Here is a 24,605-nt window from a genome sequence, read left to right on the forward strand (position 1 = left end):
GATTGGCGATTATCTTGCGTGGATTGTGGTGTGCTTGCCCAAACAAAAAATGCGCCCTGGGGGCGCATTTTTTGTCAGTCAGCAATCACCTATTCAGGCAATCGCATCCCAAGCCCGATCACCGTTCTCGTCCTTGATCCGAGTCGGTAAGCCCATCACGTCCAGCGCTTTCAGGAACGGCTCAGCCGGCAGTTCCTCGACGTTGGCCATGTGCTTCACATCCCATTCACCACGCGCAACCAGCAGCGCTGCGGCTACCGGTGGTACGCCTGCGGTGTAGGAGATGCCCTGGCTGTCGGTCTCGGCAAAGGCTTCTTCATGGCAGGCCACGTTGTAGATGAACATCTCGCGTGGCTGGCCGCCTTTGGTGCCTTTGACCAGGTCGCCGATGCAGGTCTTGCCGGTGTAGCCCGGGGCAAGCGATGACGGGTCGGGCAGCACGGCCTTGACCACTTTCAACGGCACCACTTCCAGGCCTTCGGCGGTCTTGACCGGTTTTTCCGAGAGCAGGCCGAGGTTTTTCAGCACGGTGAACACGTTGATGTAGTGCTCGCCAAAGCTCATCCAGAACCGCACGTTGGGCACGTCGAGGTTTTTCGACAGCGAGTGCACTTCATCGTGGCCGGTGAGGTAGAGGTTTTGCGAGCCGACTACCGGCAGGTCGTCGGTACGTTTGACTTCGAACATGGTGTTGCTGGTCCACTGGCTGTTCTGCCAGCTCCACACCTGCCCGGTGAATTCGCGGAAGTTGATTTCCGGATCGAAATTGGTGGCGAAGTATTTGCCATGGGAGCCGGCATTGACGTCGAGAATGTCGATCGAATCAATGCGGTCGAAATGCTGTTGCTGCGCCAGCGCGGCGTACGCGTTGACGACACCCGGGTCGAAGCCCACGCCAAGGATGGCGGTGATGTTCTTCTGTTTGCATTCTTCCAGGTGATTCCATTCGTAGTTGCCGTACCACGGCGGGGTCTCGCAGACCTTGCCCGGCTCTTCGTGGATGGCGGTGTCGAGGTAGGCAACGCCCGTGTCGATGCAGGCACGCAGCACCGACATGTTGAGAAACGCGGAACCTACGTTGATGACGATCTGCGACTCGGTCTCGCGGATCAGGGCCTTGGTCGCTTCCACGTCCAGGGCGTTCAGCGCAAAGGCCTGGATATCGGCGGGTACCTTGAGGCTACCCTTGGCCTTGACGCTGTCGATGATGGCCTGGCATTTGGAGATGTTGCGCGACGCGATAGCAATACGACCGAGTTCGTCGTTGTGCTGCGCGCACTTGTGGGCCACCACCTTGGCGACACCTCCTGCACCAATGATAAGAACGTTCTTTTTCAATTGCTTTATTTCTCCTATATCCGCCAGCTTAGGAAAGGCTGGACAGGTAGTCGTCGTAACCAAATTCACGAACCACCTCGACTGTACCGTCGAGTTGTTTCACTACGATGGACGGCATTTTCAGGCCGTTGAACCAATTTTTCTTGACCATGGTGTAGCCCGCGGTGTCGATGAACGACAGTCGATCGCCGATGGCCAGCGGACGATCAAATTGATACTCGCCGAAGATGTCCCCGGCCAGGCAGGATTTGCCGCACACCATGTAGGTATGTTCGCCCTCGCTCGGCGCCAGCTTGGCGTTGAGGCGATAGATCAGCAGGTCCAGCAGGTGGGCTTCGATGGAGCTGTCTACTACGGCGAGGTTCTTGCCGTTGTAGAGGGTGTCGAGCACGGTGACTTCCAGGGAGGCGCTATTAGTGATCGCTGCTTCGCCGGGTTCCAGGTACACCTGCACGCCGTACTTCTCGGAAAACGCCTTCAAGCGTGCGCAGAACGCGTCCAGCGCATAGCCTTCACCGGTGAAATGGATGCCGCCGCCGAGGCTGACCCATTTGACCTTGTGCAGCAGCTCACCGAAGCGTTCCTCGATGGTGCCGAGCATCTTGTCGAACAGGCTGAAGTCGCCGTTCTCGCAGTTGTTGTGGAACATGAAGCCGGAGATCTGATCGATCACGGCATCGATCTTCACCGGGTCCCACTCGCCCAGGCGGCTGAACGGGCGCGCAGGGTCGGCCAGCAGGTAATCGGAGCTGCTCACCTGCGGGTTTACGCGCAGGCCACGGGTCTTGCCTTCGCTGCGCTCGGCAAAGCGCTGCAGCTGGCTGATGGAGTTGAAGATGATCTTGTCGCAGTTCTCGAGCATCTCTTCGATTTCATCGTCGGCCCAGGCCACGCTGTAGGCGTGCGCTTCACCTTCGAACTTCTGGCGACCGAGCTTCAACTCGTACAGCGACGACGAGGTGGTGCCGTCCATGTATTGCTGCATCAAGTCGAACACCGACCAAGTGGCAAAACACTTGAGCGCCAGCAGAGCCTTGGCGCCGGACTGCTCGCGCACGTAGGCAATCTTCTGCATGTTGACCAGAAGCTTCTGTTTATCGATGAGGTAGTACGGCGTTTTGATCATTTTTGAGAGCCTGCGGCGGTGCCTGCCAAAAAAGGACACGCATTGTGCCCGCACTTGGGGCAGATCGAAAGGTTAGCGGGCGGAAATTGCGCGCTTGCGTTTAAGCATACGGAACGAGTGTGACCGTTCGTTAGGATGACGGTAATAACTGCCAGTGCGGTTATGGGCAATGCGCAGTCGTACGAACATGAATGGATCTTGTGATGATCTAGAATTAAATGAGTTTGTCTCACTATTGCCGACTGCCGACAATGAGCGCCATAAACATCGACATTGGAGCTTTACGTCATGGCAGTCGCTCATTCCCTCGGATTTCCGCGCATTGGACGCGATCGTGAACTGAAAAAAGCGCAGGAAGCGTTCTGGAAAGGCGAGCTCGACGAAGCCGGCCTGCGCGCCGTTGGCCGTGACCTGCGCAAGACCCATTGGGCGCTGCAAAAACAGGCTGGTATTGAACTGCTGCCTGCTGGTGATTTCGCCTGGTACGACCAGGTGCTGACTCACTCGCTGATGTTTGGCGTGATCCCCGAGCGTTTCCGCCCGGCCGATGGCCACGCCACGTTGCACACCTTGTTCGCCATGGCTCGCGGCGTCAGTGACAACTGCTGCGGCGGTGCTCACGCCCAGGAGATGACCAAGTGGTTTGATACCAACTATCACTATTTGGTGCCGGAGTTCAGCGCCGATCAGCAGTTCCACCTGGGTTGGGATCAACTGTTCGAAGAGGTCAAGGAAGCCCGTGACCTGGGCCACACCGTCAAGCCTGTCGTCATTGGCCCACTGACCTACCTGTGGCTGGGCAAGGCCAAGGGCGACGCTTTTGACAAGCTTGATCTGCTTGAGCGCTTGCTGCCGCTGTACGGGCAGATCTTCCAGCGCCTGGCGGACCTGGGCGTTGAGTGGGTGCAGATTGATGAGCCGATCCTGGTGCTCGACTTGCCGCAGGACTGGAAGAACGCGTTTGAGCGTGCCTATAACCTGATCCAGCGGGACCCGCTGAAAAAACTGGTGGCTACCTACTTCGGTGGCCTGGAAGAAAATCTCGGCCTGGCGGCCAACTTGCCGGTGGATGGCCTGCACATCGATCTGGTGAGAGCACCGGAACAGTACCCGACCATCCTGGATCGCTTGCCGGCCTATAAGGTGTTGTCCCTGGGCGTGGTCAATGGCCGCAACGTGTGGCGTTGCGACCTGGAGAAGGCCCTGGCCACGTTGCAGCATGCCCATGAGAAGCTCGGCGATCGCCTGTGGGTCGCGGCGTCCTGCTCGTTACTGCACAGCCCGGTCGACCTGGGCCGTGAAGACAAGTTGGATGCCGAGTTGAAAAGCTGGCTGGCCTTTGCCGTGCAAAAGTGCGAAGAAGTGGCGCTGCTGGCCCAAGCTGTCGACCAGCCCGAGGCACCCGCTGTACTTGCCGCCCTGGCTGAAAGCCGTGCCGTACAGGTTGCTCGCCAGGCATCGACACGGATCCACAAGCCTGCCGTACAAGCCCGCGTCGCCGCCATCACCGAGCAGGACAGCCAGCGCCAGTCGCCATTTGCCCAGCGTATCGAGAAGCAGCGCGCCGGCCTGAACCTGCCACTGTTCCCGACCACCACCATCGGTTCGTTCCCGCAGACCGCGTCGATCCGCCTGGCGCGCCAGTCGTACAAGGCTGGCAAGTTGAGCGAGGCCGAATACGTCGAAGCCATGCACAGCGAGATCAAGCACGCTGTCCAGGTGCAGGAAAACCTCGGCCTGGATGTGCTGGTGCACGGTGAGGCCGAGCGTAACGACATGGTCGAGTACTTCGCCGAACAACTGGATGGCTACGCGTTCACTCGTTTCGGCTGGGTGCAGAGCTACGGTTCTCGTTGCGTGAAGCCGGCAGTGATCTTCGGTGACCTGAGCCGCCCGAAAGCCATGACCGTGGAGTGGATCCGCTACGCCCAGGGGCTGACCGACAAGGTATTGAAGGGCATGTTGACCGGCCCGGTAACGATGCTGATGTGGTCGTTCCCACGGGAAGATGTGAGCCGCGAAGTGCAGGCCCGGCAACTGGCCCTGGCGATTCGTGACGAAGTGGTGGACCTGGAAGCCGCTGGCATCAAGATCGTGCAGATCGACGAAGCCGCGTTCCGCGAAGGGTTGCCGTTACGCCAGGCGCAGTGGCAACACTACCTGGACTGGGCTACTGAAGTGTTCCGCCTGTGCGCCTGCGGTGTGCGCGACGAAACCCAGATCCACACTCACATGTGCTACAGCGAGTTCAACGATGTGATCGAGTCGATCGCAGCGATGGATGCCGACGTGATTACCATCGAAACGTCGCGTTCGGACATGGAGTTGCTTGATGCCTTTGAAGCCTTTGACTACCCGAACGACATCGGCCCCGGTGTGTATGACATCCACTCGCCACGGGTGCCGGATGTATCGCAGATGGCTAACTTGCTGCGCAAGGCCGCCAAGCGGATTCCGGCAGAGCGTTTGTGGGTCAACCCCGATTGCGGCTTGAAGACCCGCGGTTGGCCGGAGACGGAGGCGGCGCTCATTCACATGGTCACCGCCGCCCGCCAACTGCGCGCCGAATTGGCCTGATATTGTCTGCAAGTGTGGGAGGGGGCTTGCCCCCGTGGCGGCCTGACAGCCGAAGCATCTCTACCTGACACCCCAGGATCTAAATGTGGGAGGGGGCTTGCTCCCGATGGCGGCCTGACAGCCGACACAGTTATACCGAGTACATATCCATTCCTGCGGTAACGGCTGATATTGGTTCCGCTTTTACAGCGGCTCACTTTTGAAAAGCGCAAAAGTACCCAAACGCTCTTGCCCCACCACTCGGCACCTCGCTTCGGCTCGGTGTACCCGTAATCCGACACTGATTTGGGGGGGCGCCTAAGATCAAGATCAAAAGCAGATCAAGAGCGGCTCGCTTCGCATCGTGGTTACGGTCGGCAGCTACAAAGTTGTGTAGATACCTATGCCCCGATAGCGGTAGTTCAGCCAAGGAATTGGATACTGATCCACCGCTATCGGGAGCAAGCCTCCTCCCACATTTTGAGCCGCGTCAGGTCAGAGGTACTTGAGCCAGGCGATATCGCGCCGGCGCGCTTTGAGCCCGGCAAACCAACGTACCGGCGGGTATAGCACCAGCGGCAACACCAAAGCTGTCAGCCACACCGCACCGATGCTGTCGAAGCCGAAATAGTTGCCGTGGTTGAGCCCAAACCACGCCACACAGGCGACATACAGCACCTTCAGCACATACAGATGCAGCAGATAAAAGAACATCGGCGCTGCGCCAAACACCGCCAGCACGCCAATCCAGCGCTTATGCCCAGCGCGTTCGAATGCCAGCAACAGCAACAACCCAACCCCCAACGTCAACGCCAGGAACAACAGCGACGGCGGGTACTTGGTGATGTTGAAGAAGCTCATCAGGGTCTGCACGCCATTGTCATACACGTACCAAGGCTGCTCGCCGTAGCCATTGACTGCCCGCAGCAGCACAAAACCCATTAATGCCGCCACGCCCGCGATCAGCAAATGACGCTGACGCACAGCCGGTAGTGCGGTAGCGGCAAACCATGGCCCGAATCCATAACCCAGGGCGATCACACCGATCCACGGCAGCACCGGATAAGTCACGCGCAGACGCAGGTTTTCCGACGCCTCGATCCAGCTGCGCTCATGCAGGATTGACCAGCCACTCTGCAACGCCGAATCCTGGGCAAAGTGCACTCCGTCGAGCAGGTTATGCCCGGCGATGATCATCAGCGCCAAGCTGATCAGCAGCGGGCGCGGCAACCACACCAGTGCTGCGAGGGCGATCATGCTCACGCCGATGGCCCAGATCACTTGCATATAGATCACACTGGGCGGCAACTGGAAGGTCCACGCGAAGTTGACCAAGGTGAATTCCAGCACCACCAGAAACAGCCCACGTTTGAACAAAAAGGCCGACACATCGCGTCGCCCCTGATACTTCTGGCCGTACAGCCACGCCGACAATCCAGTGAGCAACACAAATACCGGCGCGCAGAGATGGGCGAGGGTGCGGCTGACAAACAGCGCAGGCTCGGTGCTGTCGATGCTCATGGGGTCGCTGACCTGGCGATGCAACAGGAAGGTTTCACGCACGTGGTCCAGTAGCATGAACAGGATCACCAGGCCGCGCAGGGCGTCGATGGACTGCAGGCGTTGGCGTAAGGTAGTAGCGTCAGTCATAAGTGGGAATCACAAGCGGGCAAATAATTGACGTTATCCTATAACATTTATTGAGGCACATGATGATCAGCATGAAGACGCAATCAGCCGAGGCCGTGATCGAATTCTGGAAACAGGCGGGGCCCAAGCGTTGGTTCGCCAAGGACGATGGCTTCGATACAGCCTTTCGCGACACCTTCCACGCCACCCATATGCAAGCCGCGCGGCGCGAGCTGGACGGTTGGCTGGCCACGGCCGACGGCGCACTGGCGTTATTGATCCTGCTGGACCAATACCCGCGCAACGCCTTTCGCGGCACTGCGCATATGTTCGCCACCGACCCGCTGGCGCGTCTGTATGCGCAGCAGATGGTGGACGCCGGGTTGGATCAACAGATCGATCCCCAGTTACGCGCGTTTTGTTATTTACCGTTTGAGCATTCGGAAGACCCGCAAGACCAGCAGCGCTCGTTGGTGCTTAACCAGCAGTTGGACGCCAGCACCTATCACTGGGCCAGGGAACATGCCGATATTATCCAGCGGTTTGGGCGCTTTCCCCATCGCAATGCGGTGTTGGGCAGGGTCACCACCGAGCAGGAGCACCTGTTCCTCAAAGCGGGTGGTTTCGCTGGTTGATGCTATTCCCATCAGGAATGCCCCCATAAAAACCCTGCATTGTCCTTATCGACCTGAATCTCGTAGCGTGGCGTTTCATCTTCGGAGATAGCCCATGAGCCAACCCCCGCTGCGCCTCTACGTTGATTCGCTGTTCACCAGCCCCTACGCCATGTCGGTGTTCGTTGCCCTGCGGGAAAAAGGCCTGACGTTCGACACGGTCACCCTGGACCTGGATGCTGGGCAAAACCAGTCGGCAGATTACGCCCAGCGCTCCCTGACCCAACGGGTACCGACTCTGGAGCACGGTGATTTTACGCTGTCGGAATCTTCGGCAATCACTGAGTACCTGGACCAGGCGTACCCCCAGATCAGCGTTTACCCGGCTGATCTGCAGCAGCGGGCGAGGGCGCGGCAGGTTCAGGCATGGTTGCGCAGCGACTTGCTGCCGATTCGCCAGGAACGCTCGACGCTGGTGGTGTTCTGCGGGCAGAAGATGCCGCCTCTATCGCCGGTGGCTCAGGCTGCTGCGCGTAAGTTGATCGGCGCGGCGCAGGTTCTCCTGGCAGGCAACCCTGAGCATTTGTTTGGCGAGTGGTCGATCGTCGATGTAGACCTGGCGGTGATGCTCAATCGCCTGATCCTCAACGGCGACCCCGTGCCGGCCGAGCTGGTGATGTACGCGCAACGCCAGTGGCAACGGCCGTCAGTGCGGGAGTGGGTCAACCTGCGACGGCCTGTGCTCTAGCTGCCACTCTTCCTCGACACGTCGGTCCAGGTCCTCCCAGTGGGCCATGCCCAGCACCCGCATGGTGTTCAAGCCCCGCAGGTAACCACGCAGTTGCTGGGCGCTGGCCGAGCGTTGTTTGGCGTCGGCACTTGGGTCCAGCAACACTTCTTCATACTCGACCAGGTAATCGGCGACCCGCTCGCGAAATTCCGGCAGTACGGCATCGCGGATACGGTCGAAGGTTTTCTGGTAGGGCTTCATGGCGGGGTCCTTATAGGTTTTATGGGCTGCCTGACACTATCGGTTCAAATGATAGTCACCATCAAGGATCACAAGTTCTGTTTTTTCGCCAAGCGCGCAGAATCTGCTCATCCAGACGCAGCTCAAGGAAATGCGCGATGAGGACGATTATCCAGCTTACTTTAATGGCCCTGATGTTGGGCACCACCCTCATGACCACCCCGGCGATTGCCGATGAGCTGCGTACAGGCCATTTGCTGCCGCTGGCCGCTAGCGTAGAATCCCTGCAACGCACCCAGAGGGTAGGGGTGTTGTTCAGCGAAAATACCCGCGACAACCTCATCTACCTTGAGCGCTACCATGCCATGGCACTTAACGGCGCCAAGGATGCTCTGGATGGGCGGATTCGCCAGGCGTTCGTCAACAGCTCCGATCCCGAGCTGGCCATCGACTGGTTGATGAACTCGCTGCAGGGCGCTTTTTTCTCGGTGACGGTCTATGGCAGCCTGGATGACATGGTGCAGGCGCATCCGGATGTGGTGGTGGTGCTCGATACCCATAACCAATTGCTGACCCAGCGTAACGACCGGGTCGAGGCACGCTTTGCAGCACGCTTCTATGACGCGAACCTACAATACATCGCCAAGGCCGAAGGTTCGGTGGACAGGCAAGTGCCGTCAGTGTGGGTGCACGGCAAGGCGGCGCCGGAGATTGCCGCGCTGATCGAGCAGCAGCGAGATGTACAGCAAGATGCCCTGAAGCAGTTCGATGTGTCGCTCAAGGCCCTGGTTCGCGCAGGTTGATTCGCGAGTGGATGTGAACCCTATTGGTTATTTTCAGGAATCTGTATGCGCTCTTTTTTCGCTCCGGCCCTGGCTTTTGCAGCCTCGTTGCTGACCGGTTGTATCACGGCTCCCAATGCCCCATCGCTGACCCTGCAAACCGACAAGACCCCCGAAGGCTATGTGCAATGCGTATTGCCCAAGCTGGAAAAACACGGCATCACCTCGACCGTGACGCAGAATTCGCGTCACGCCAAGGTGCTGTTGACCAGCAAGATTGCTGCTGATGATGTGCTGGAAGCCTACAAGTCCCAGGACGGCACCAAGGTGTTCCTGTATGAGCGCAAACCGCTGGCCTCTGCGATCAAACCGTCGCGGCTTGAGCAGGCGGCCCAGGACTGCAAGTAAGCCCGTTCTGAAAGGCAATGCCTTTCAAAATGTGGGAGGGGGCTTGCTCCCGATGGCGGTGGGTCAGCTACAGATGAGCTGACTGACACACTGCTATCGGGAGCAAGCCCCCTCCCACATTTGGACCAACACTCGGCTCAGGGTTTGGCTTCGTTGCTGAAACTGCTCACGGTCTTGATCAGCCCCAGCGCCGCCAACGCCACCAACTCACCGCCTTTCTCCACCGTCGCCAGCGCCGGGTCCGAGCCCATGCGGCCATCGGGGAAGCGCGCGCGAAAGTCCAGCGCCTCGCGGATCGGCCCGGTGTTGGCAATTTGCGGTGAGTAATCGGCAGACTTGATCGACTGCGGGTAAGCCCACTGCGTCACCGCAATCTCCGACGGCGTGGCGTGGCTGCCGTGGCCGACCGGGAATTGGCGCTGGGCCAGGTCGGTGACGCCTTCCAGGTCCCACCAGTTCACCAGCTTCAGCGCAAACCCGGCCGGGCGGCGGGCGAAGCTGGCTTCGGCGTACAGTTCGGAAAACGCCGCTTCGATCGTGGCGATATTGCCGCCGTGGCCGTTCAGGAACAGGATTTTCTCGAAGCCATGCCCGGCCAGCGAACGCACCCAATCGCCAATCGCGGCGATAAAGGTGGAAGGGCGCAGCGAGATGGTGCCGGGAAACCCCAGGTGGTGCTGGGCCATGCCGATATTGAAAGTAGGGCCGATCAGAATGTCGGCGTTTTTTTGCGCCTCATGGGCGATGATCTCCGGGCACATCCAGTCGGTGCCCAGCAGGCCCGTGGGGCCGTGTTGTTCGTTGGAGCCGATGGGGATCACGACCGTGCGGCTGCGTTCCAGGAACTGCCCGATTTCGATCCAGGTGCTGGTGTGTAGAAGCATGCGAGGCTCTCTTTTATCTGTGGGGACAGGCTATCCGCCACGGATTGTACGACTACTCGCTACCTGCTGTGGCTTGCAATTGAGGTAGGTCGAGGACTTCAACCAGCGCTGGTCGGGGTACCAGGAAAACATGAACTGCCCATCCTTGAGCTTGTCTACCACTTGACGGGCGACCTGCGGGCGTACTGCCGGGCAGCCCTGGCTGCGGCCGATGCGGCCTTCGCGCTTGCTCCACAACGGGCTGACGTAGTCGGCGGCATGGATCACGATGGCGCGGTCGCGCGCCAGGTCATTGAAGCCGGGCTCCAGGCCATCCATGCGCAGCGAGTAGCCATGAGCGCCGAGGTAGCTTTCCTGGGTGCGGAACAAGCCCAGGCTGGATTGATGGCTGCCTTCGAGATTGGAGAACTGGGTGGCGAAGTTTTCCCCGGACTTGGCGCCATGCGCCACCAGGTCACGCAGCAGCAGGGTCTGTTTGCGCAAATCGAAGATCCACAGCCGACGGGCGGTCGAGGGCTGGGAGTAGTCAATAACCGCTAGGCGATCGGAACGTTCTTCGCCGTTATTGACAGCGCACTGCACCGCGCTCAGGGCGCTTTTGAGTACAGTGGGATTGAGTTCTGGAGCCGAGCGCGCCAGGCTGCTATACAAGGAAGGTGGGGTGCCAGTGGCCGCGAGCGCAAAATTGCTCAGTAAAGCCAGGCCCCCGGTGATCAAGCCGAGGTGGCGCATAAAAGTCAGCATCTACAGTCGATTCCCCCGCTGTGGAGTGGAGCTAAGTCAATTGTTCAAAAAACACGCATGTTACTTGAGCATTTGCCTGCTCGTTGCACCATTGGTCGCGACAGCCGATGCGCTGGCGCCTGAGCCGCTACCTGTGACCACGCCTGCGCCCGTCGACCTGGCGCCGGTACAGCAGGCGCTGGCGCAACTGTCCAGCGTCTGCCCCCACCTGGTCTCGCGGGTCGATGCCACCGCCCAAGTGCGCCTGCAAGCCTTTTACCAGCAGCAAGGCAATGCACCGTTATGGTCGGCCGACGAGTCCCGGCAAGCCTTGCAAACCCAGTTGTTGATGCTGGCCGACGACGGCCTGGACCCCACCCACTATAGCTTGCCTGCGGTAGATGCCACGGCCAACGTGCTGTGCAGCGATATCGCGACCAGTCAGCAATACCTGCAAGCCCTGCACGATTTGCATTACGGGCGCCTGCTGCAATCGCGCTATGAACCGCTCTGGCATTCGCAACCGCCTGCGACGGACCCGAACACCGTAGTATTGGCATTTGCCGCCACCGGCTTGCAGGACATGGCCAAAGCGTTTGACCAGGCACGCCCAAGTGCAGACTTGTACCGCAGCCTGCGCAACGTCTATTCCAGCCTGCGCCAGCAGCCTTTACCGCACTGGGATGCGGTGGGTAGTGGCCCGTTGTTACGCCCCGGCATGGAAGACCCGCGCGTGCCGGAGTTGGCGCGACGCCTGCACAGTGGCGGCTATCTGGCCAAGTTGCCCAACGGCAAGCAATATCAGGGCGACCTGGTCAAGGCGGCGAAGGCGTTCCAGCTCAGCCACTCGTTGCAAGCCGATGGCGTGATCGGCGCCGGCACCGTGGCCGAACTTAACATCAGCCCGGCGGTACGCCGCGAGCAACTGCGCATCAACCTGGAGCGTTTCCGCTGGCTGGCCCAGGACCTTGAGCCTGAAGGCGTAGTGGTCAATGTGGCCGCCGCGCAATTGAGCGTGTACCAGAGCGGCATCCCGGTGTGGCAAACCCGCTTGCAAGTGGGCCGCGCCGAACGCCAGACACCGCTGCTCAAGTCGCGCATCACGCGGCTGACCCTCAACCCCACCTGGACCATCCCGCCGACCATCATGCGCGAGGACAAACTCCCGGCTATCCGCCTCAACCCCGAGTACCTGCGCCAGCAAAACCTGCAAGTACTCGACGCCGAAGGTCATCCGCTGACCCCCGAGCAGGTCGATTGGGCGCGCCCCGGCAATATCCTGCTGCGCCAACAGGCTGGCCCGCGCAACCCGCTGGGCAAGATCGTGATGCGCTTCCCCAACCCGTTCTCGGTGTACCTGCACGACACGCCCAGCCAGCCGCTGTTTACCAAGGGGCCAAGGGCGTTCAGTTCGGGGTGTGTGAGGGTCGAGCAACCGCTGCTGCTGCGTGACCTGCTGGTGACCCCGGCCGAACGCACCCGTACCGATGAACTGTTGGCCACCGGCTTGACCCATGAATTCAGGCTGGCCACCCCGGTGCCGGTGCTGTTGGGCTATTGGACGGTGGAAGTGGATCGCCAGGGGAGCCTGGTCTATGCGCCGGATATCTATGCGCTTGATCCGGTGTTGATCAAAGCCATGGGAAGTGTGCTCTAGGCACAATGTGGCAGGGGTCTTCATGACCCCATCTGACCTATTCAGGTATCAACTGCTGGCGACATTCCAGCACCAGTCGGGCGCCGCCCAGCTCACTGGTACCGACGTCGAGCTTGAAGCCATGCAGGTTGATGATCGCCGCCACAATCGACAGCCCCAGACCAAAGCCACCTTGCTGATCGTTTTCATCCACCCGATAAAAGCGCTGGAACACCGACGCGCGTTCAGCCGCCGGAATTCCGGGCCCCGAGTCGAGCACTTCAATGCGCGTACTGCCCATATCATTGACCGCTCGCAGGATGACCTTGCCATTGGGCGGAGTGAACTTGATCGAATTGCTCAACAGGTTGGCCAAGGCTTCAAACAACAGGGCGCGGTCGCCCGTTACCCACGGCAGCGATTCGGGAGCCTGCAATACCAACTCCATTTCACCTTCCTCCGCCAGGGGCAGGTAGAAGTCATGCAATTCGCGCAGCAACGGCAGCGGGTCCAGCACCAGGAAGCCTGACCTGCGCTGGTGATCTTCCAGTTCGGAAATGCGCAGCAGCCCGCGAAAGCGCGCCATCAGCGTGTCGGTTTCGGCAATGGCGTCATCGAGTTTCACTGCGTGGGCGGAGTCTTCCTCGGCTTGCTGCTTGATGCGGTAAAGCTGTGCGCGCAGGCGGGTGAGGGGGGTACGCAGGTCATGGGCGATGGCGTCGCACACGCCCTTGACCTCGTTCATCAGTTTCTCGATGCGTTCGAGCATGGCGTTGACGATGGCCGCGAGCATGTCCAGTTCGTCGCGCCGATTGGACAGCGGCAAGCGGTGCGTCAGGTCGCCGGCGACGATGGCTTCGGCGCTGGCCTGGATCCCGCGGATGCGCCGCAACGGACGCCGGCGCAGCAGGTGCCAGCCCGCAGCGCCGGGGATGATGGTCAACGACAGCGCCCACAGCAGGGCATGCCAGATGATCCGCGTCACACCGAACAACGACCCGTTGGCGCGCACCAGCACAAGCCAGCGCCCGTCGTCGGTGTGGGTGGCCACGGCATCGCAGCTGTCCTTGGGCAGCTTGGGGTCATCGGATTCGACGCAATTGGCCAGGGTGTGGATCTTGCCATCCAGGGGCAGGTCCGCCGGTACCGTGCGGATTGGCCCGCTCAAGGGCCGAAACTGCTCATCGAACAAGCCATAAGCATCCACGCCCTTCATGTCGAAGGTCATGCTGGTGGTCAGCGCTTCCACCAGGGCTTCGCCGTCGAAGCGCTGGAACAAGTGCTGGCGTTGCAGAAGAGAATGGCGCGAGAGGTCGCTGAGGTAGCCCGACACCTCGTAATACAGCACCCCCATGAGGATGCAACTCCACGCCACGAACAACGAGCTGTACAGCGCCAGCAGGCGGCTGCTGGAAGAGCGCCAGCCCTTAGAGGGGTTCAGCAATGACATACCCGGAACCTCGTACCGTGCGGATCAGCGGCGTGAGGCCCGGGGGATCGATTTTCTTGCGCAGGCGACCGATGTGCACATCGATCAGGTTGGTGCCCGGGTCAAAGTGATAACCCCAGACTTCCTCGAAAATCATCATCCGCGACAGGATCTGCCCGGTGTTGCGCATCAGGAATTCCAGCAGTTTGTATTCGGTGGGCAACAGGGTCAGCGGCTGCTCGGCGCGGCTGGCTTCGCGGCTGATCAGGTTCAATTCTAGATCCGCCACGCGCAGGGCGGTTTCGAACTCCTTGACCGTGCTTTTGCGCCGCAGCAGCACTTCGACACGGGCGGCCATTTCGTCGGAGGCGAACGGCTTGGTCAGATAGTCATCACCGCCGGCACGCAGGCCACGTACACGCTCGTCGACATCGGAGAGGGCGCTGATCATCAGGATCGGCGTCGATACGCCAATCGTGCGCAAGGTGGTAACGATGGCCAGGCCATCCAGTTCGGGCAACATGCGGTCGAGGGTGATCAGGTCGTAATCGCCGCTTACGGCGCGGACCAGGCCCTCGCGGCCGTTGTCTACCCAGTCTACGTCCAGTCCATGGCTACTCAGCTCGGCGACGATCTCGCGGGCCGTTACGGCGTCATCCTCGATGGTCAAAATGCGGGTCATAGGATTACCTGGTGAGCGTTCACACTAGAAGTGGACGTCATTTTGCCAAGAAGTTGCTGAATGTTTCCTAAATAAAACTTCATCTTGGCAAAACTGCCACCTGTTCATGACTGGCACCACCACATGAATGCATATCGCCCGCCCTTAACGCCCGTTTCTTGCAACTTGCATGACTTTAGTAAGTTCAATTTAATTAACTTATTGAAATACAAGGAATTTAAATTATTTGCCGACTGGCATGGTGCCTGCACTGTCCCTTTTGAGACTTGTAACACTATTTTTCATGCCTGGAGCAAAACAACAATGATCACATCCTCATCCGCGCTGCAAGAGTCAAGCACGCTCTCCGGGGTTTCCTGGGGGGCGATCTTCGCCGGGGCCGCTGCGGCGGCTGCGCTGTCACTGATTCTGGTGCTGCTGGGCTTCGGCCTGGGCTTTTCGGCGGTGTCGCCGTGGGCCGATAGCGGTATCAGTGCCAAGGGCCTTGGCATTTCCACGATTGTCTGGCTGGCCTTTACCCAGATCGTCGCTTCGGGCCTGGGTGGCTACATCGCCGGCCGCTTGCGGGTGAAGTGGGCCAACATGCATGGCGATGAAGTGTACTTTCGCGATACCGCCCATGGTTTCCTGGCGTGGGCCGTGGCCACATTGATCACGGCAATGCTGGTGGTCGGTTCGGTCAGCAGTGTCGTCAGTGGTGGTGTGAAAGCCGGTGCCAGCGTTGCGTCGGGCGCCGCCAGTGGCTTGACCCAAGCAGCCGGCAGCGCAGCCAAAGGTGCCGACAGCGGCGACTTCGGCTACTACGTCGACAGCCTGTTCCGCGATGACCGCCCAGCCGCGGTCAGCGACGATGCGGCCCATGCCGTGGTCGGCCGTATCTTCGCCCGGACCCTGAGCAATGACGGTCAACTGGCCGCCGAAGACCGTGCCTACCTGGCCCAGTTGATCACCCAGCGTACCAACCTCAGCCAGGCGGATGCCGAAGCGCGTATCGATAAAGTGTACGGCGATGCCCGTAAAGCCATCGAAGACGCCAAGCTCAAAGCCAAGCAGGCCGCCGAGACCGCCGCGAAAGTGGCTGCCTATACCTCGCTGTGGACCTTCGTGGCGCTGTTGATCGGTGCATTCTTCGCCAGCTTCGCTGCCACCTTCGGCGGTCGCCGCCGGGATGCCGTGGTGTACGTCGAAACCGAAAACTACGTTCGTTAATTCAAGGCCCATTCATTTAAGGAAAGCATCATGCGCTCATTACTGCTGTGGTTCCTCGGCGTGCCGATTCCGGTGATCATTCTGATCGCGATCTTCATGCACTAAACCCGGGCCTGGCTCGGTAAAGGGTGGGAAGGGCTTTGCTCCTTCCCACTTTTCGTTTTGCGCAACGTCAGCCAACTGATGACCAGCAAGGTGCTGGCCAGCGATGTCATGATTACCAACGGTTGTGCAGTGCCATCCGATAGCAGCCCGGTGGCCCAACTGCTCACAGCCGTCACAAACATCTGAATAAAAAAGAACAACCCCGACGCCGTACCGGCAATCGCGCCGTAGGGCTGCAACACCGACAACTGGCAGGCGGGCATCGTCAGCCCCACCGACACCATGATCACCACCATCGGCAACACAATCGCCAGCCAATCCTGCGCCAGCAGTGTCGTGGCCGTCGCAAGCAGTACGCTGCCCAGCACATTCAGGCCGATGGCGAAGCTGATCAAGCGGTCTGCCTCGAACCGCGCTACCAGGCGGCGGAACAGGTTGGCGCCGAACATATAGCCACTGATCGTTGCGGCAAATACCAGGGCGTAGGCGCTCGGCGATAAATCAAAGCCGCGTTGCAGCAACGCCGAAGACTCGCTGATAAACGGAAAATAGGTGCTGTACACGCAGCCGATCGCCAAGGCATAACGCAGGAAATAGCGGTCGCGCAGCAGTTGGCCGTAGATGCTCAGCAATTGGGTGGGTGGCGCGGCGGCCACTTGTGGCGGACGGGTTTCCGGCAGGCGGCGCTGGACCACCAGGCACAACAGGCTGCCAATCACCGCCAGCAAAACAAACAAACCCCGCCAACCCAAGAGGGGCAACAGCACGCTGCCAAGCACCGGCGCGGCCATGGGCGAGACCGCCATTGCCATGGAGATCAACCCCAGCAAGCGCGCCTGCTCCTGTGGGGCAAAATAGTCGCGCACGATCACCCGGCCTATTACCGTGGTGCAACACCCGCCAAGGGCCTGGAACAGCCGCGCAATGATCAATACCCTCAGGCTGTCGGCCAGTGCGCAGGTGAGGGTTGCCAGTACATACATCGTCAACCCGGCCAGCAACACCGGACGCCGGCCGAAGCGGTCGGTAAGCGGGCCGCTGACCAGCAAGGAAATCGCCGATCCGAGGGTGTAGAGCGTCAGTACCAGCTGCAGTTGGCTATCGGAGGTCTGGAAGTAGTCGGCCATAGCGGGCAGGGCGGGCAAGTGCAGGTCCAGGGTGAGGCGCGGCAAGCCCACCAGGACCGTCAGCAGCGTTAGCCAGAACCAGGGAGCGAGAATGCGTTGCGTCATGGGCGGTTACTTCGCGAGGGGTAGAGCCCGGACTCTAGCGGCGTTGTGGTTTAATCCGCAGAACCACTTGTGCATGGAAGGACTGGACCACTATGAGCCGAGGAAAAGCCGCCTCCAACCTTGACTTGCCGCGCCCGGACAACTTGGGCGAGGGTAAACAGCAGGGCGCCTATGAGGCTTTGCGGGGGGCGATCCTGACTCGGCAGTTGCCGGCCGACAGCCGTTTGCCATCGACCCGCAGCCTGGCCGAGCGCTGGCAGGTTTCGCGCGGCACCCTTGAGGTCGTGTTCGACCGCTTGCACAGCGAAGGCTATGTGCAGCGCGTGGCGGGCTCTGGCACGCGGGTGCGCGCGGTGATTCCCGAGCAATTCATTGCGGCCCCGGCGTCAAAACAAATGCTGCGCCGCCCGGTTGACCCCGACCCACCCCACGCCGGGGTACAGAGCCATGTGCCCTTTGTCGCACGGCGCCCGGATGCCGGCCTGTTCGACCTGAAAGCCTGGGCGCGTTGCGTCGCCCGTGGGTTGTTGGCCGCAGGCCCTGGTGTACTGGAGGCCGCGCATCCTGGTGGGCTGCCGGCCCTGCGTGAGCACATTGCGGATTACTTGCGCAGTTATCGCGGCATGCACTGCGAGGCGGATGAAGTGATTGTCACCACGGGTATTCGTCATGGCCTTGACCTGATCGCCCGCACGCTGCTCCAACCGGGTGACCTGGCCTGCGTCGAGGACCCCGGCTACACCCCGGCGCGGCGTCTGTTCAAGCTGGCCGGCGCACAGGTGCAGTCGATCCCGGTCACCGCCGAAGGGCTCGATACCGCTCAGTTGCCTGCCCACGCACGACTGGTGTATGTCACCCCCGCGCACCAGGCCCCGCTGGGCGTGACCCTGTCGGTGTCGCACCGCCTGGCATTGCTGGACTGGGCAAATCGAGCGGATGCCTGGGTGGTCGAAGACGACTACGACAGCGAGTACAACTACAACAGCGCACCTTTGGCCGCGCTCAAGTCCCTGGATGCGAACGACCGCGTGCTCTACTGCGGCAGCTTCAACAAGAACCTGTTTCCAGGGTTGCGAGTCGGTTTCATGGTGGTGCCCAAAACCCTGCGTCCGTCACTGCTGCGCACCTTGCAACTGACCGGGCATTCGGTGGGCGCCAGTGATCAGTCGGGCCTGGTGGACTTTCTTGGCAGCGGTGCGTTTGTGCGGCATTTGCGCGCTTCGCGTCAGGCCTATCAGGCGCGGCGTGATGCCCTGCTCGCCTGCCTCCCGCCGGACGTCACGGTCACTGGCGAGCAGGCCGGGCTGCATTTTGTGCTGTGGTTACCGGCAGGGGTGCCAGAGGCGGATTTCTGCGCCCGTGCCGCCGACGCCGGGCTGAGTTTGCAGGCACTGGGCAAGTTTTGTGTCGATGTAACGTTGCCGCCCGCCGTGATTGTCGGCTACACCGCATTGACCCTCGCGCAGATCCGCTTCCACGGCCGGGCTCTGGCGCAATTGCTGTAGGAGCGCGTCAGTCGTCGAACCCGACCTGCTCATGAATTTCATCCACCTTCAATTCCAACCGATAGGCCACCGCAATAAACAACGCCTGGCACAGGCACAAGGTGGCGCTCAGCGAGCGAAAGGCAAACGATGAGCCTTCATTGACCAACAGCACCGCATTCGCGCGCTTGGCCAGCGGCGACAGGTTGCTGTCGGTGATGATCAAGGTCTTGGCCTGGTGATGCTGGGCAATGCGCAGGCAGTGCTGGGTCTCTTTGCCGTAGGGCGTAAAACTGATGGCAATCACCAGGTCATTGGCGCGCACGCTGCGCATCTGCTCGCGATAACTGCCGCCTAGCCCCGAGATCAGGTGGATGCGCTTGTTGGTGTGCTGCAGGTTGTAGACCAGGTAGTCGGCCACGGCAAAGGAACGGCGCACACCGACCACGTAGATGTTGTCGGCATTGACCACCAGGTCCACGGCTTTCTCGAAGGCCGCATCGTCCAGTTCCAGGCCCAGGCGTTCGATCCCGGACAGGGTGGCGTTGACACACTCACGCGCCAGGTCGCCGCCGCTGGCTTTCTGCGACTTGTTGGCGATCATGCTGCGGATGCGCTGCTGGTAGTTCTGCACCGGTGTGGTCTTGTGGGTATAGGCCTCGCGAAACAGCGCCTGCATTTCACTGAAACCGCTGAAGCCGAAACGCTGGGAAAACCGCACGATGGCCGAGGGGTGCACTTCGCATTCACGGGCGATGTCACTGATGCGATCGACCATGATCCGGTCGCTCTGCTGGCTCATGTAACTGGCGATGCGCTTGAGCTGGCGCGGCAGGCTTTCGTATTCGTCGGTGATCAGCTGCAACAGGCGTTCGGCATTGATCGGAGGGCTGGCGACAGTTGCTTCCAGGGTGGTCTCGGGATCGGTGCGGGACATGGGCAATCCTTCTGGCGTGTTCGTCTGATGCGCTGATGGGTGGCGCAAGTCTACAGGGTAGGCGCAAAAAAATACCTCGGCATCACGGCCCGCGTGGCCTGCTGAAACGATGCACGGGCGCTGGCGTGCCGCTATGCTGACGTATTGGAAAATATATTCCACTAAAAATAATTATGGAATAAATATTGATTGCCGCCGTCGGACGTTCTAGTCTGCTCCCACCAAGAGCGTTTGCCGCCACTACGGCGGCACAACGCAGGCTGATAAAAATAACAGGAGCCAGCATGGGCCAGACTCGTTTTGCCAGTGGGCGTCAATTGGATCTGATTTGCCTGGGGCGCCTGGGCGTCGACCTCTACGCGCAGCAAGTGGGTGCGCGGCTTGAGGATGTGTCCAGCTTTGCCAAATACCTCGGCGGTTCCTCCGCCAACATCGCCTTCGGCACTGCCCGGCTGGGGCTCAAGTCGGCGATGCTGAGCCGGGTGGGCGACGACCATATGGGCCGTTTTCTGATCGAATCCCTGACCCGCGAAGGTTGCGATGTCAGCGGCATCAAGGTCGACCCCGAACGCCTCACCGCCCTGGTGCTGCTGGGTCTCAAAGACCGTGAAACCTTTCCCCTGGTGTTCTACCGCGAAAACTGCGCCGACATGGCCCTGCGCGCCGAAGACATCAGCGAAGCCTTTGTTGCATCGAGCAAGGCGCTGCTGATCACCGGCACGCATTTCTCCACCGACGGTGTGTACAAGGCCAGCATTCAGGCGCTGGATTACGCAGCCAAACACAACGTCAAACGGGTGCTGGATATCGACTACCGCCCGGTGCTATGGGGCCTGGCGGGCAAGGCCGATGGCGAAACCCGTTTTGTTGCCGACCAGAATGTCAGCCAGCATGTGCAGAAAATCCTGGCGCGTTTCGACCTGATCGTCGGCACTGAAGAAGAATTCCTCATCGCCGGTGGTAGTGAAGACCTGCTCACCGCCCTGCGCACGGTGCGCGAACTGACGGCCGCCACCCTGGTGGTCAAGCTCGGCCCGCAAGGCTGCACGGTGATCCACGGCGAGATCCCTGCGCGGTTGGAGGACGGGGCTATCTATCCCGGTGTGCGCGTTGAAGTGCTTAATGTGCTGGGTGCTGGCGATGCCTTCATGTCAGGCTTTCTCAGTGGCTGGCTCAACGACGCCAGCGACGAGCGTTGCAGCCAGTTGGCCAATGCCTGTGGCGGCCTGGTGGTCTCGCGGCACGCCTGTGCGCCGGCCATGCCCACGCCCGCCGAACTCGATTACCTGTTCAACAGCCCGGTGCCGATCACCCGTCCCGATCAGGATGCGACCCTGCAGCGCCTGCACCGCGTCACGGTGCCGCGCAAGGCTTGGAAGCAACTGTTCGTGTTTGCCTTCGATCACCGCTGGCAGCTGGTGGACCTGGCGCAAAAAGGCGGCCAGGACTTGACGCGAATCAGCGCCATCAAGCAGCTGTTTATCCAGGCCATCGAACGTGTGGAGACCAAGCTCGCCGAGCAGGGCATCGAGGCCGACGTGGGCCTGCTTGCCGATCAGCGTTTTGGCCAGGATGCCCTCAATGCCGCCAGCGGCCGAGGCTGGTGGATTGCCCGCCCGGTCGAAGTGCAGAACTCACGGCCTCTGGCGTTCGAACACGGTCGCTCGGTGGGCAGCAACCTGATTGCCTGGCCCCAGGAACAGATCATCAAATGCCTGGTGCAATTTCACCCCGATGACGAACCTATGCTGCGCCTGGAACAGGAGGCGCAGCTCAAGGCGGTGTATGAGGCGTCCATCGTCAGCGGCCATGAACTGCTGCTGGAAGTCATCCCGCCCAAGGATCACCCCTCCACTTATCCCGACGTTTTGTATCGCAGCCTCAAGCGCCTGTACAACTTGGGTATCTACCCGGCCTGGTGGAAGATCGAAGCGCAGTCGGCCGCCGACTGGAAAAAGCTCGACGAACTGATCCAGGAGCGTGACCCGTACTGCCGTGGTGTGGTGCTGCTTGGCCTGAACGCGTCGGCTGAATGTCTTGCCGACGGTTTTCAGCAAGCCCGCCTGAGCACCACCTGCCGCGGATTTGCCGTCGGCCGCACGATCTTCCAGGAGCCGAGCCGGGCGTGGATGGCGGGGGAGATCGATGATGAGACCTTGATCCAGCAGGTACAGGCTACCTTCGAACAACTCATCAACGCCTGGCGCAGTGCTCGAATTTAGTCACACATTCCAAATGTGCAATGCAATCCAATGTGGGAGGGAGCAAGCCCCCTCCCACATAAAGCAGATCTCAGTGATCTCTAGAGAAAACAATAAAAGGTGCAGCCATGCCCGCAATCCGAATTGGCATCAACCCGATCTCCTGGAGCAATGACGACCTCCCGGCCCTTGGCGGTGAAACCCCGCTGAGCACGGCCCTGAGTGAAGGCAAGGACATCGGCTACGAAGGTTTTGAACTCAATGGCAAGTTTCCCAAGGATGCCAAGGGCGTCGGAGACGTGCTGCGTCCCTATGATCTGGCGCTGGTCTCGGGCTGGTACTCCAGCCGCCTGGCCCGTCGTTCGGTGGCCGAGGAGATCGAGGCCATTGCCGGCCATGTCGAACTGCTCAAACAAAACGGCGCCAACGTACTGGTATACGGCGAAGTCGCCGATTCGATCCAGGGTTCACGCATTCGCCTGATAGAACGTCCGCGTTTTCATAGCGAACAGGCCTGGCAGGCGTACGCCGACAAGCTCACCGAGCTGGCGCGTTTCACCTTGTCTCAAGGCGTGCGCCTGGCCTACCACCACCATATGGGCGCCTACGTCGAGTCTCCCGAAGACATTGACCAGTTGATGAAACGCACGGGGCCGGAAGTCGGCCTGCTGTTCGATTCGGGCCACTGCTACATGGGCGGCGGCGAACCCATCGAGGTGTTGCGCAAGCACATCGACCGCGTTTGCCATGTGCATTTCAAGGACGTGCGCAAACCCGTGGTGCAATTGGCGCGCAATCAGATGTGGAGTTTTCCCGATTGCATCGTCAACGGCACTTTCACCGTGCCAGGGGACGGCGATATCGACTTTGCGTCGTTACTGGACGTGCTGCTGGCTGCGAACTACGCAGGCTGGCTGGTGGTGGAAGCCGAGCAGGACCCGGCCGTGGCGCCCAGTTATATCTACGCAAAAAAGGGCTATGACACCTTGCGTGCGCTTCTCGACGAGAGGGTTTGAGTGATGAGCTTGTTGGTCAAAAGCAGCAAACGCGGGCAAACCATGGTTGCCCTGGAGGCGGGGCGCCTGGAGTACGTAGGTTTCGCCGTTTACCGCTTGAGCCTGGGCGAAACCTTGCCGGTCAGCGCGGGCGATCAGGAGCTGTGCCTGGTGCTGCTCAGCGGTCGGGTGAATATCGAAGGCGAAGGCTTCAATTGGCAGAACCTGGGTGATCGCCAGTCGGTGTTCGAAGACAAATCACCGTTCGCCGCCTATTTGCCGCCGGGCATCGACGCCCAAGTCACGGCCCTGAGCGATGTACAGATTGCCGTGTGTGCGGCGCCGGGTGCGGCGGGTTTTGCCCCGCGCCTGATCCGCCCCGAGCAGTGCAAACGCAGTGTGCGCGGCAAAGGCGCCAACACCCGCTACGTCTGCGACATCCTGCCCGACAGCGAGCCGGCCCATTCGCTGCTGGTGGTGGAAGTGCGCACACCGTCGGGGCATTCCTCAAGTTACCCGCCGCACAAACACGATACCGATGACCTGCCGCACCAGAGCTTTCTGGAAGAAACCTACTACCACCAGGTCAATCCACCCCAGGGCTTTGTGTTCCAGCGCGTGTACACCGACGACCGCAGCATCGACCAGGCCATGGCCGTGGAAAACAGCGACCTGGTGGTGGTGCCCAAGGGATATCACCCGGTCAGCGTGCCGTATGGCTACGAGTCTTATTACCTCAATGTCATGGCCGGCCCCAAGCGCGCCTGGCATTTCCATAACGACCCGCAGCACAGTTGGCTGCTGGACCTTTAAACGGTTTTGGACGGAGAACAACAACAATGAAGTCGCCGCTACGTTTTGCCCTTAACCGTATGGTCGCGCCTGACTTGCCCCTGGCGGATTTTATCCAGCTGGCCAAAGCCCTCCAGTGCGATGCCATCGAGATTCGCAACGACCTCAAAAACCGCGAAATCGAATACGGCATGTCCGCCGCCCGCGTGCGTGAGTTGTGCGCGGCGCAGGGCATCAAGGTACTGTCGATCAACGCGCTGTACCCTTTTGATGTGTGGAACGACGAACGCCGCGCTCAGGCAATCGAACTGGCCACCTACGCCCGTGAGTGCGGGGCCCAGGGCCTGGTGATGTGCCCGTTCAATCAGCCTGGCGATACGCGTAACGACGCGCAGCGCGCCGCTGGTTTGCGCACCGCGTTGAGCGAACTGGCATTGATCCTGCGTGAGTACGGGATTCTCGGTTTCATCGAACCCCTGGGCTTCGCAGTATCCGCCCTGCGCCGCAAGCGCGTGGCAGTGGATGCAATCAAGGCCATCGGTGGCCTGGATGTGTTTCGTGTGGTGCATGACACCTTTCACCATCATTTGGCCGGCGAGCATGAGTTCTTCCCGGAGCTGACCGGGCTGGTGCATATCTCCGGGGTGGAAGACCACGAGGCGCCGCTTGACTCAATCCGCGACGGCCACCGCGTGCTGGTGGGCGAGGACGATATTCTCGGGAATGCGGCGCAGATCGACACCTTGCTGAGCACCGGCTACAGCGGCTATCTGTCGTTCGAGCCGTTTGCCGAAAGCGTGCATGGATTGGCGGATATCCGGCAGGCGTTGGGGGCAAGCATCGCCCACCTGCAAAAACGATAAGGGGCGCGAC

22 protein-coding genes are annotated in these 24,605 nt (G+C 60.5%); 12 read left to right on the forward strand and 10 right to left on the reverse strand.

Going from position 1 to position 24,605, the window contains the following annotated elements; all coding sequences use genetic code 11:
• Positions 1–93: 93 nt before the first annotated feature.
• Positions 94–1,338 (reverse strand): saccharopine dehydrogenase family protein, encoded by a 1,245-nt coding sequence (locus tag LJX92_RS11185; RefSeq protein WP_032876231.1) that lies wholly within the window; start codon positions 1,336–1,338, stop codon positions 94–96.
• Positions 1,339–1,366: 28 nt separating this feature from the next.
• Positions 1,367–2,464, reverse strand: a complete 1,098-nt coding sequence (locus LJX92_RS11190; protein ID WP_103734394.1) for a carboxynorspermidine decarboxylase — start codon at positions 2,462–2,464, stop codon at positions 1,367–1,369.
• Between the two features lie 288 nt (positions 2,465–2,752).
• On the opposite strand from LJX92_RS11190, the gene metE reads away from it, so the two are divergent.
• Entirely contained in the window at positions 2,753–5,041 is a 2,289-nt protein-coding gene (gene metE, locus LJX92_RS11195) for a 5-methyltetrahydropteroyltriglutamate--homocysteine S-methyltransferase (protein ID WP_228309765.1), read from the forward strand.
• Between the two features lie 474 nt (positions 5,042–5,515).
• Here metE and LJX92_RS11200 read toward each other — a convergent pair whose 3' ends face one another.
• Positions 5,516–6,670: a DUF1624 domain-containing protein gene (locus tag LJX92_RS11200; RefSeq protein WP_078821126.1), complete on the reverse strand. Its 1,155-nt coding sequence runs from the start codon at positions 6,668–6,670 to the stop codon at positions 5,516–5,518.
• Between the two features lie 71 nt (positions 6,671–6,741).
• On the opposite strand from LJX92_RS11200, the gene LJX92_RS11205 reads away from it, so the two are divergent.
• Both LJX92_RS11205 and yfcF read left to right on the forward strand, forming a co-directional pair.
• Positions 6,742–7,284, forward strand: a complete 543-nt coding sequence (locus tag LJX92_RS11205) for a DUF924 family protein (protein ID WP_032880980.1) — start codon at positions 6,742–6,744, stop codon at positions 7,282–7,284.
• Positions 7,285–7,378: 94 nt separating this feature from the next.
• Positions 7,379–8,011, forward strand: coding sequence for a glutathione transferase (gene yfcF, locus LJX92_RS11210; protein ID WP_148853668.1), 633 nt, complete (start codon positions 7,379–7,381; stop codon positions 8,009–8,011).
• Here yfcF and LJX92_RS11215 read toward each other — a convergent pair.
• The gene (locus LJX92_RS11215) at positions 7,970–8,254 is read right to left on the reverse strand and encodes a hypothetical protein (protein WP_032876218.1); all 285 of its coding nucleotides are present in this window, start codon (positions 8,252–8,254) and stop codon (positions 7,970–7,972) included. The two genes, yfcF and LJX92_RS11215, sit on opposite strands and share 42 nt — an antisense overlap.
• 137 nt (positions 8,255–8,391) lie before the next feature.
• Here LJX92_RS11215 and LJX92_RS11220 point away from each other — a divergent pair, with 137 nt between their 5' ends.
• Together LJX92_RS11220 and LJX92_RS11225 are read left to right on the forward strand one after the other, a co-directional pair.
• Positions 8,392–9,036 carry an ATPase gene (locus tag LJX92_RS11220; RefSeq protein ID WP_078821128.1) on the forward strand — a complete coding sequence of 215 codons (645 nt, stop codon included), beginning with the start codon at positions 8,392–8,394 and terminating at the stop codon, positions 9,034–9,036.
• 45 nt (positions 9,037–9,081) lie between these two features.
• Positions 9,082–9,423: a hypothetical protein gene (locus LJX92_RS11225; RefSeq protein ID WP_032876214.1), complete on the forward strand. Its 342-nt coding sequence runs from the start codon at positions 9,082–9,084 to the stop codon at positions 9,421–9,423.
• Between the two features lie 137 nt (positions 9,424–9,560).
• Here the strand turns inward: LJX92_RS11225 and LJX92_RS11230 are convergent, their stop codons facing one another.
• Both LJX92_RS11230 and LJX92_RS11235 read right to left on the reverse strand, forming a co-directional pair.
• Entirely contained in the window at positions 9,561–10,307 is a 747-nt protein-coding gene (locus LJX92_RS11230) for a creatininase family protein (protein WP_032876212.1), read from the reverse strand.
• Between the two features lie 30 nt (positions 10,308–10,337).
• The gene (locus LJX92_RS11235; RefSeq protein WP_032876209.1) at positions 10,338–11,051 is read right to left on the reverse strand and encodes a murein L,D-transpeptidase catalytic domain family protein; all 714 of its coding nucleotides are present in this window, start codon (positions 11,049–11,051) and stop codon (positions 10,338–10,340) included.
• Positions 11,052–11,091: 40 nt separating this feature from the next.
• Here LJX92_RS11235 and LJX92_RS11240 point away from each other — a divergent pair, with 40 nt between their 5' ends.
• Complete coding sequence (locus LJX92_RS11240; RefSeq protein WP_228309766.1) at positions 11,092–12,687, forward strand: L,D-transpeptidase family protein; 1,596 nt, start codon at positions 11,092–11,094, stop codon at positions 12,685–12,687.
• Between the two features lie 37 nt (positions 12,688–12,724).
• On the opposite strand, the gene LJX92_RS11245 is transcribed toward LJX92_RS11240, so the two are convergent.
• Both LJX92_RS11245 and LJX92_RS11250 read right to left on the reverse strand, forming a co-directional pair.
• Positions 12,725–14,116, reverse strand: a complete 1,392-nt coding sequence (locus tag LJX92_RS11245; RefSeq protein ID WP_032876203.1) for a sensor histidine kinase — start codon at positions 14,114–14,116, stop codon at positions 12,725–12,727.
• On the reverse strand, positions 14,094–14,777 hold the full coding sequence (locus tag LJX92_RS11250) for a response regulator transcription factor (RefSeq protein ID WP_005787712.1): 684 nt from the start codon (positions 14,775–14,777) through the stop codon (positions 14,094–14,096). The genes LJX92_RS11245 and LJX92_RS11250 overlap by 23 nt, the downstream gene beginning before the upstream one ends.
• 303 nt (positions 14,778–15,080) lie before the next feature.
• On the opposite strand from LJX92_RS11250, the gene LJX92_RS11255 reads away from it, so the two are divergent.
• Positions 15,081–15,986: a hypothetical protein gene (locus tag LJX92_RS11255; protein ID WP_005787714.1), complete on the forward strand. Its 906-nt coding sequence runs from the start codon at positions 15,081–15,083 to the stop codon at positions 15,984–15,986.
• 101 nt (positions 15,987–16,087) lie between these two features.
• Here the strand turns inward: LJX92_RS11255 and LJX92_RS11260 are convergent, their stop codons facing one another.
• A complete protein-coding gene (locus tag LJX92_RS11260; RefSeq protein ID WP_228309767.1) occupies positions 16,088–17,323 on the reverse strand; it encodes a multidrug effflux MFS transporter in 1,236 nt (411 codons plus the stop codon).
• 92 nt (positions 17,324–17,415) lie between these two features.
• Between LJX92_RS11260 and LJX92_RS11265 the strand changes: the two genes are divergently transcribed.
• Complete coding sequence (locus LJX92_RS11265) at positions 17,416–18,828, forward strand: PLP-dependent aminotransferase family protein (protein WP_228309768.1); 1,413 nt, start codon at positions 17,416–17,418, stop codon at positions 18,826–18,828.
• 7 nt (positions 18,829–18,835) lie between these two features.
• Here the strand turns inward: LJX92_RS11265 and LJX92_RS11270 are convergent, their stop codons facing one another.
• Positions 18,836–19,744, reverse strand: a complete 909-nt coding sequence (locus tag LJX92_RS11270) for a MurR/RpiR family transcriptional regulator (protein ID WP_032876193.1) — start codon at positions 19,742–19,744, stop codon at positions 18,836–18,838.
• A 284-nt stretch (positions 19,745–20,028) separates the two neighbouring features.
• Between LJX92_RS11270 and LJX92_RS11275 the strand changes: the two genes are divergently transcribed.
• The 4 genes from LJX92_RS11275 to LJX92_RS11290 all read left to right on the forward strand — a co-directional run bounded on the left by LJX92_RS11275 (position 20,029) and on the right by LJX92_RS11290 (position 24,595).
• Positions 20,029–21,966 (forward strand): bifunctional 5-dehydro-2-deoxygluconokinase/5-dehydro-2-deoxyphosphogluconate aldolase, encoded by a 1,938-nt coding sequence (locus LJX92_RS11275; RefSeq protein WP_228309769.1) that lies wholly within the window; start codon positions 20,029–20,031, stop codon positions 21,964–21,966.
• A gap of 107 nt (positions 21,967–22,073) precedes the next feature.
• Complete coding sequence (gene iolE, locus LJX92_RS11280) at positions 22,074–22,961, forward strand: myo-inosose-2 dehydratase (protein ID WP_032876187.1); 888 nt, start codon at positions 22,074–22,076, stop codon at positions 22,959–22,961.
• Between the two features lie 3 nt (positions 22,962–22,964).
• On the forward strand, positions 22,965–23,753 hold the full coding sequence (gene iolB, locus LJX92_RS11285; protein ID WP_228309770.1) for a 5-deoxy-glucuronate isomerase: 789 nt from the start codon (positions 22,965–22,967) through the stop codon (positions 23,751–23,753).
• Between the two features lie 26 nt (positions 23,754–23,779).
• The gene (locus tag LJX92_RS11290; RefSeq protein WP_078821135.1) at positions 23,780–24,595 is read left to right on the forward strand and encodes a TIM barrel protein; all 816 of its coding nucleotides are present in this window, start codon (positions 23,780–23,782) and stop codon (positions 24,593–24,595) included.
• Positions 24,596–24,605 lie beyond the last annotated feature (10 nt).

Origin of the sequence: Pseudomonas sp. HN8-3, assembly GCF_020790195.1 — a bacterium.
GTDB lineage: Bacteria > Pseudomonadota > Gammaproteobacteria > Pseudomonadales > Pseudomonadaceae > Aquipseudomonas > Aquipseudomonas synxantha_A.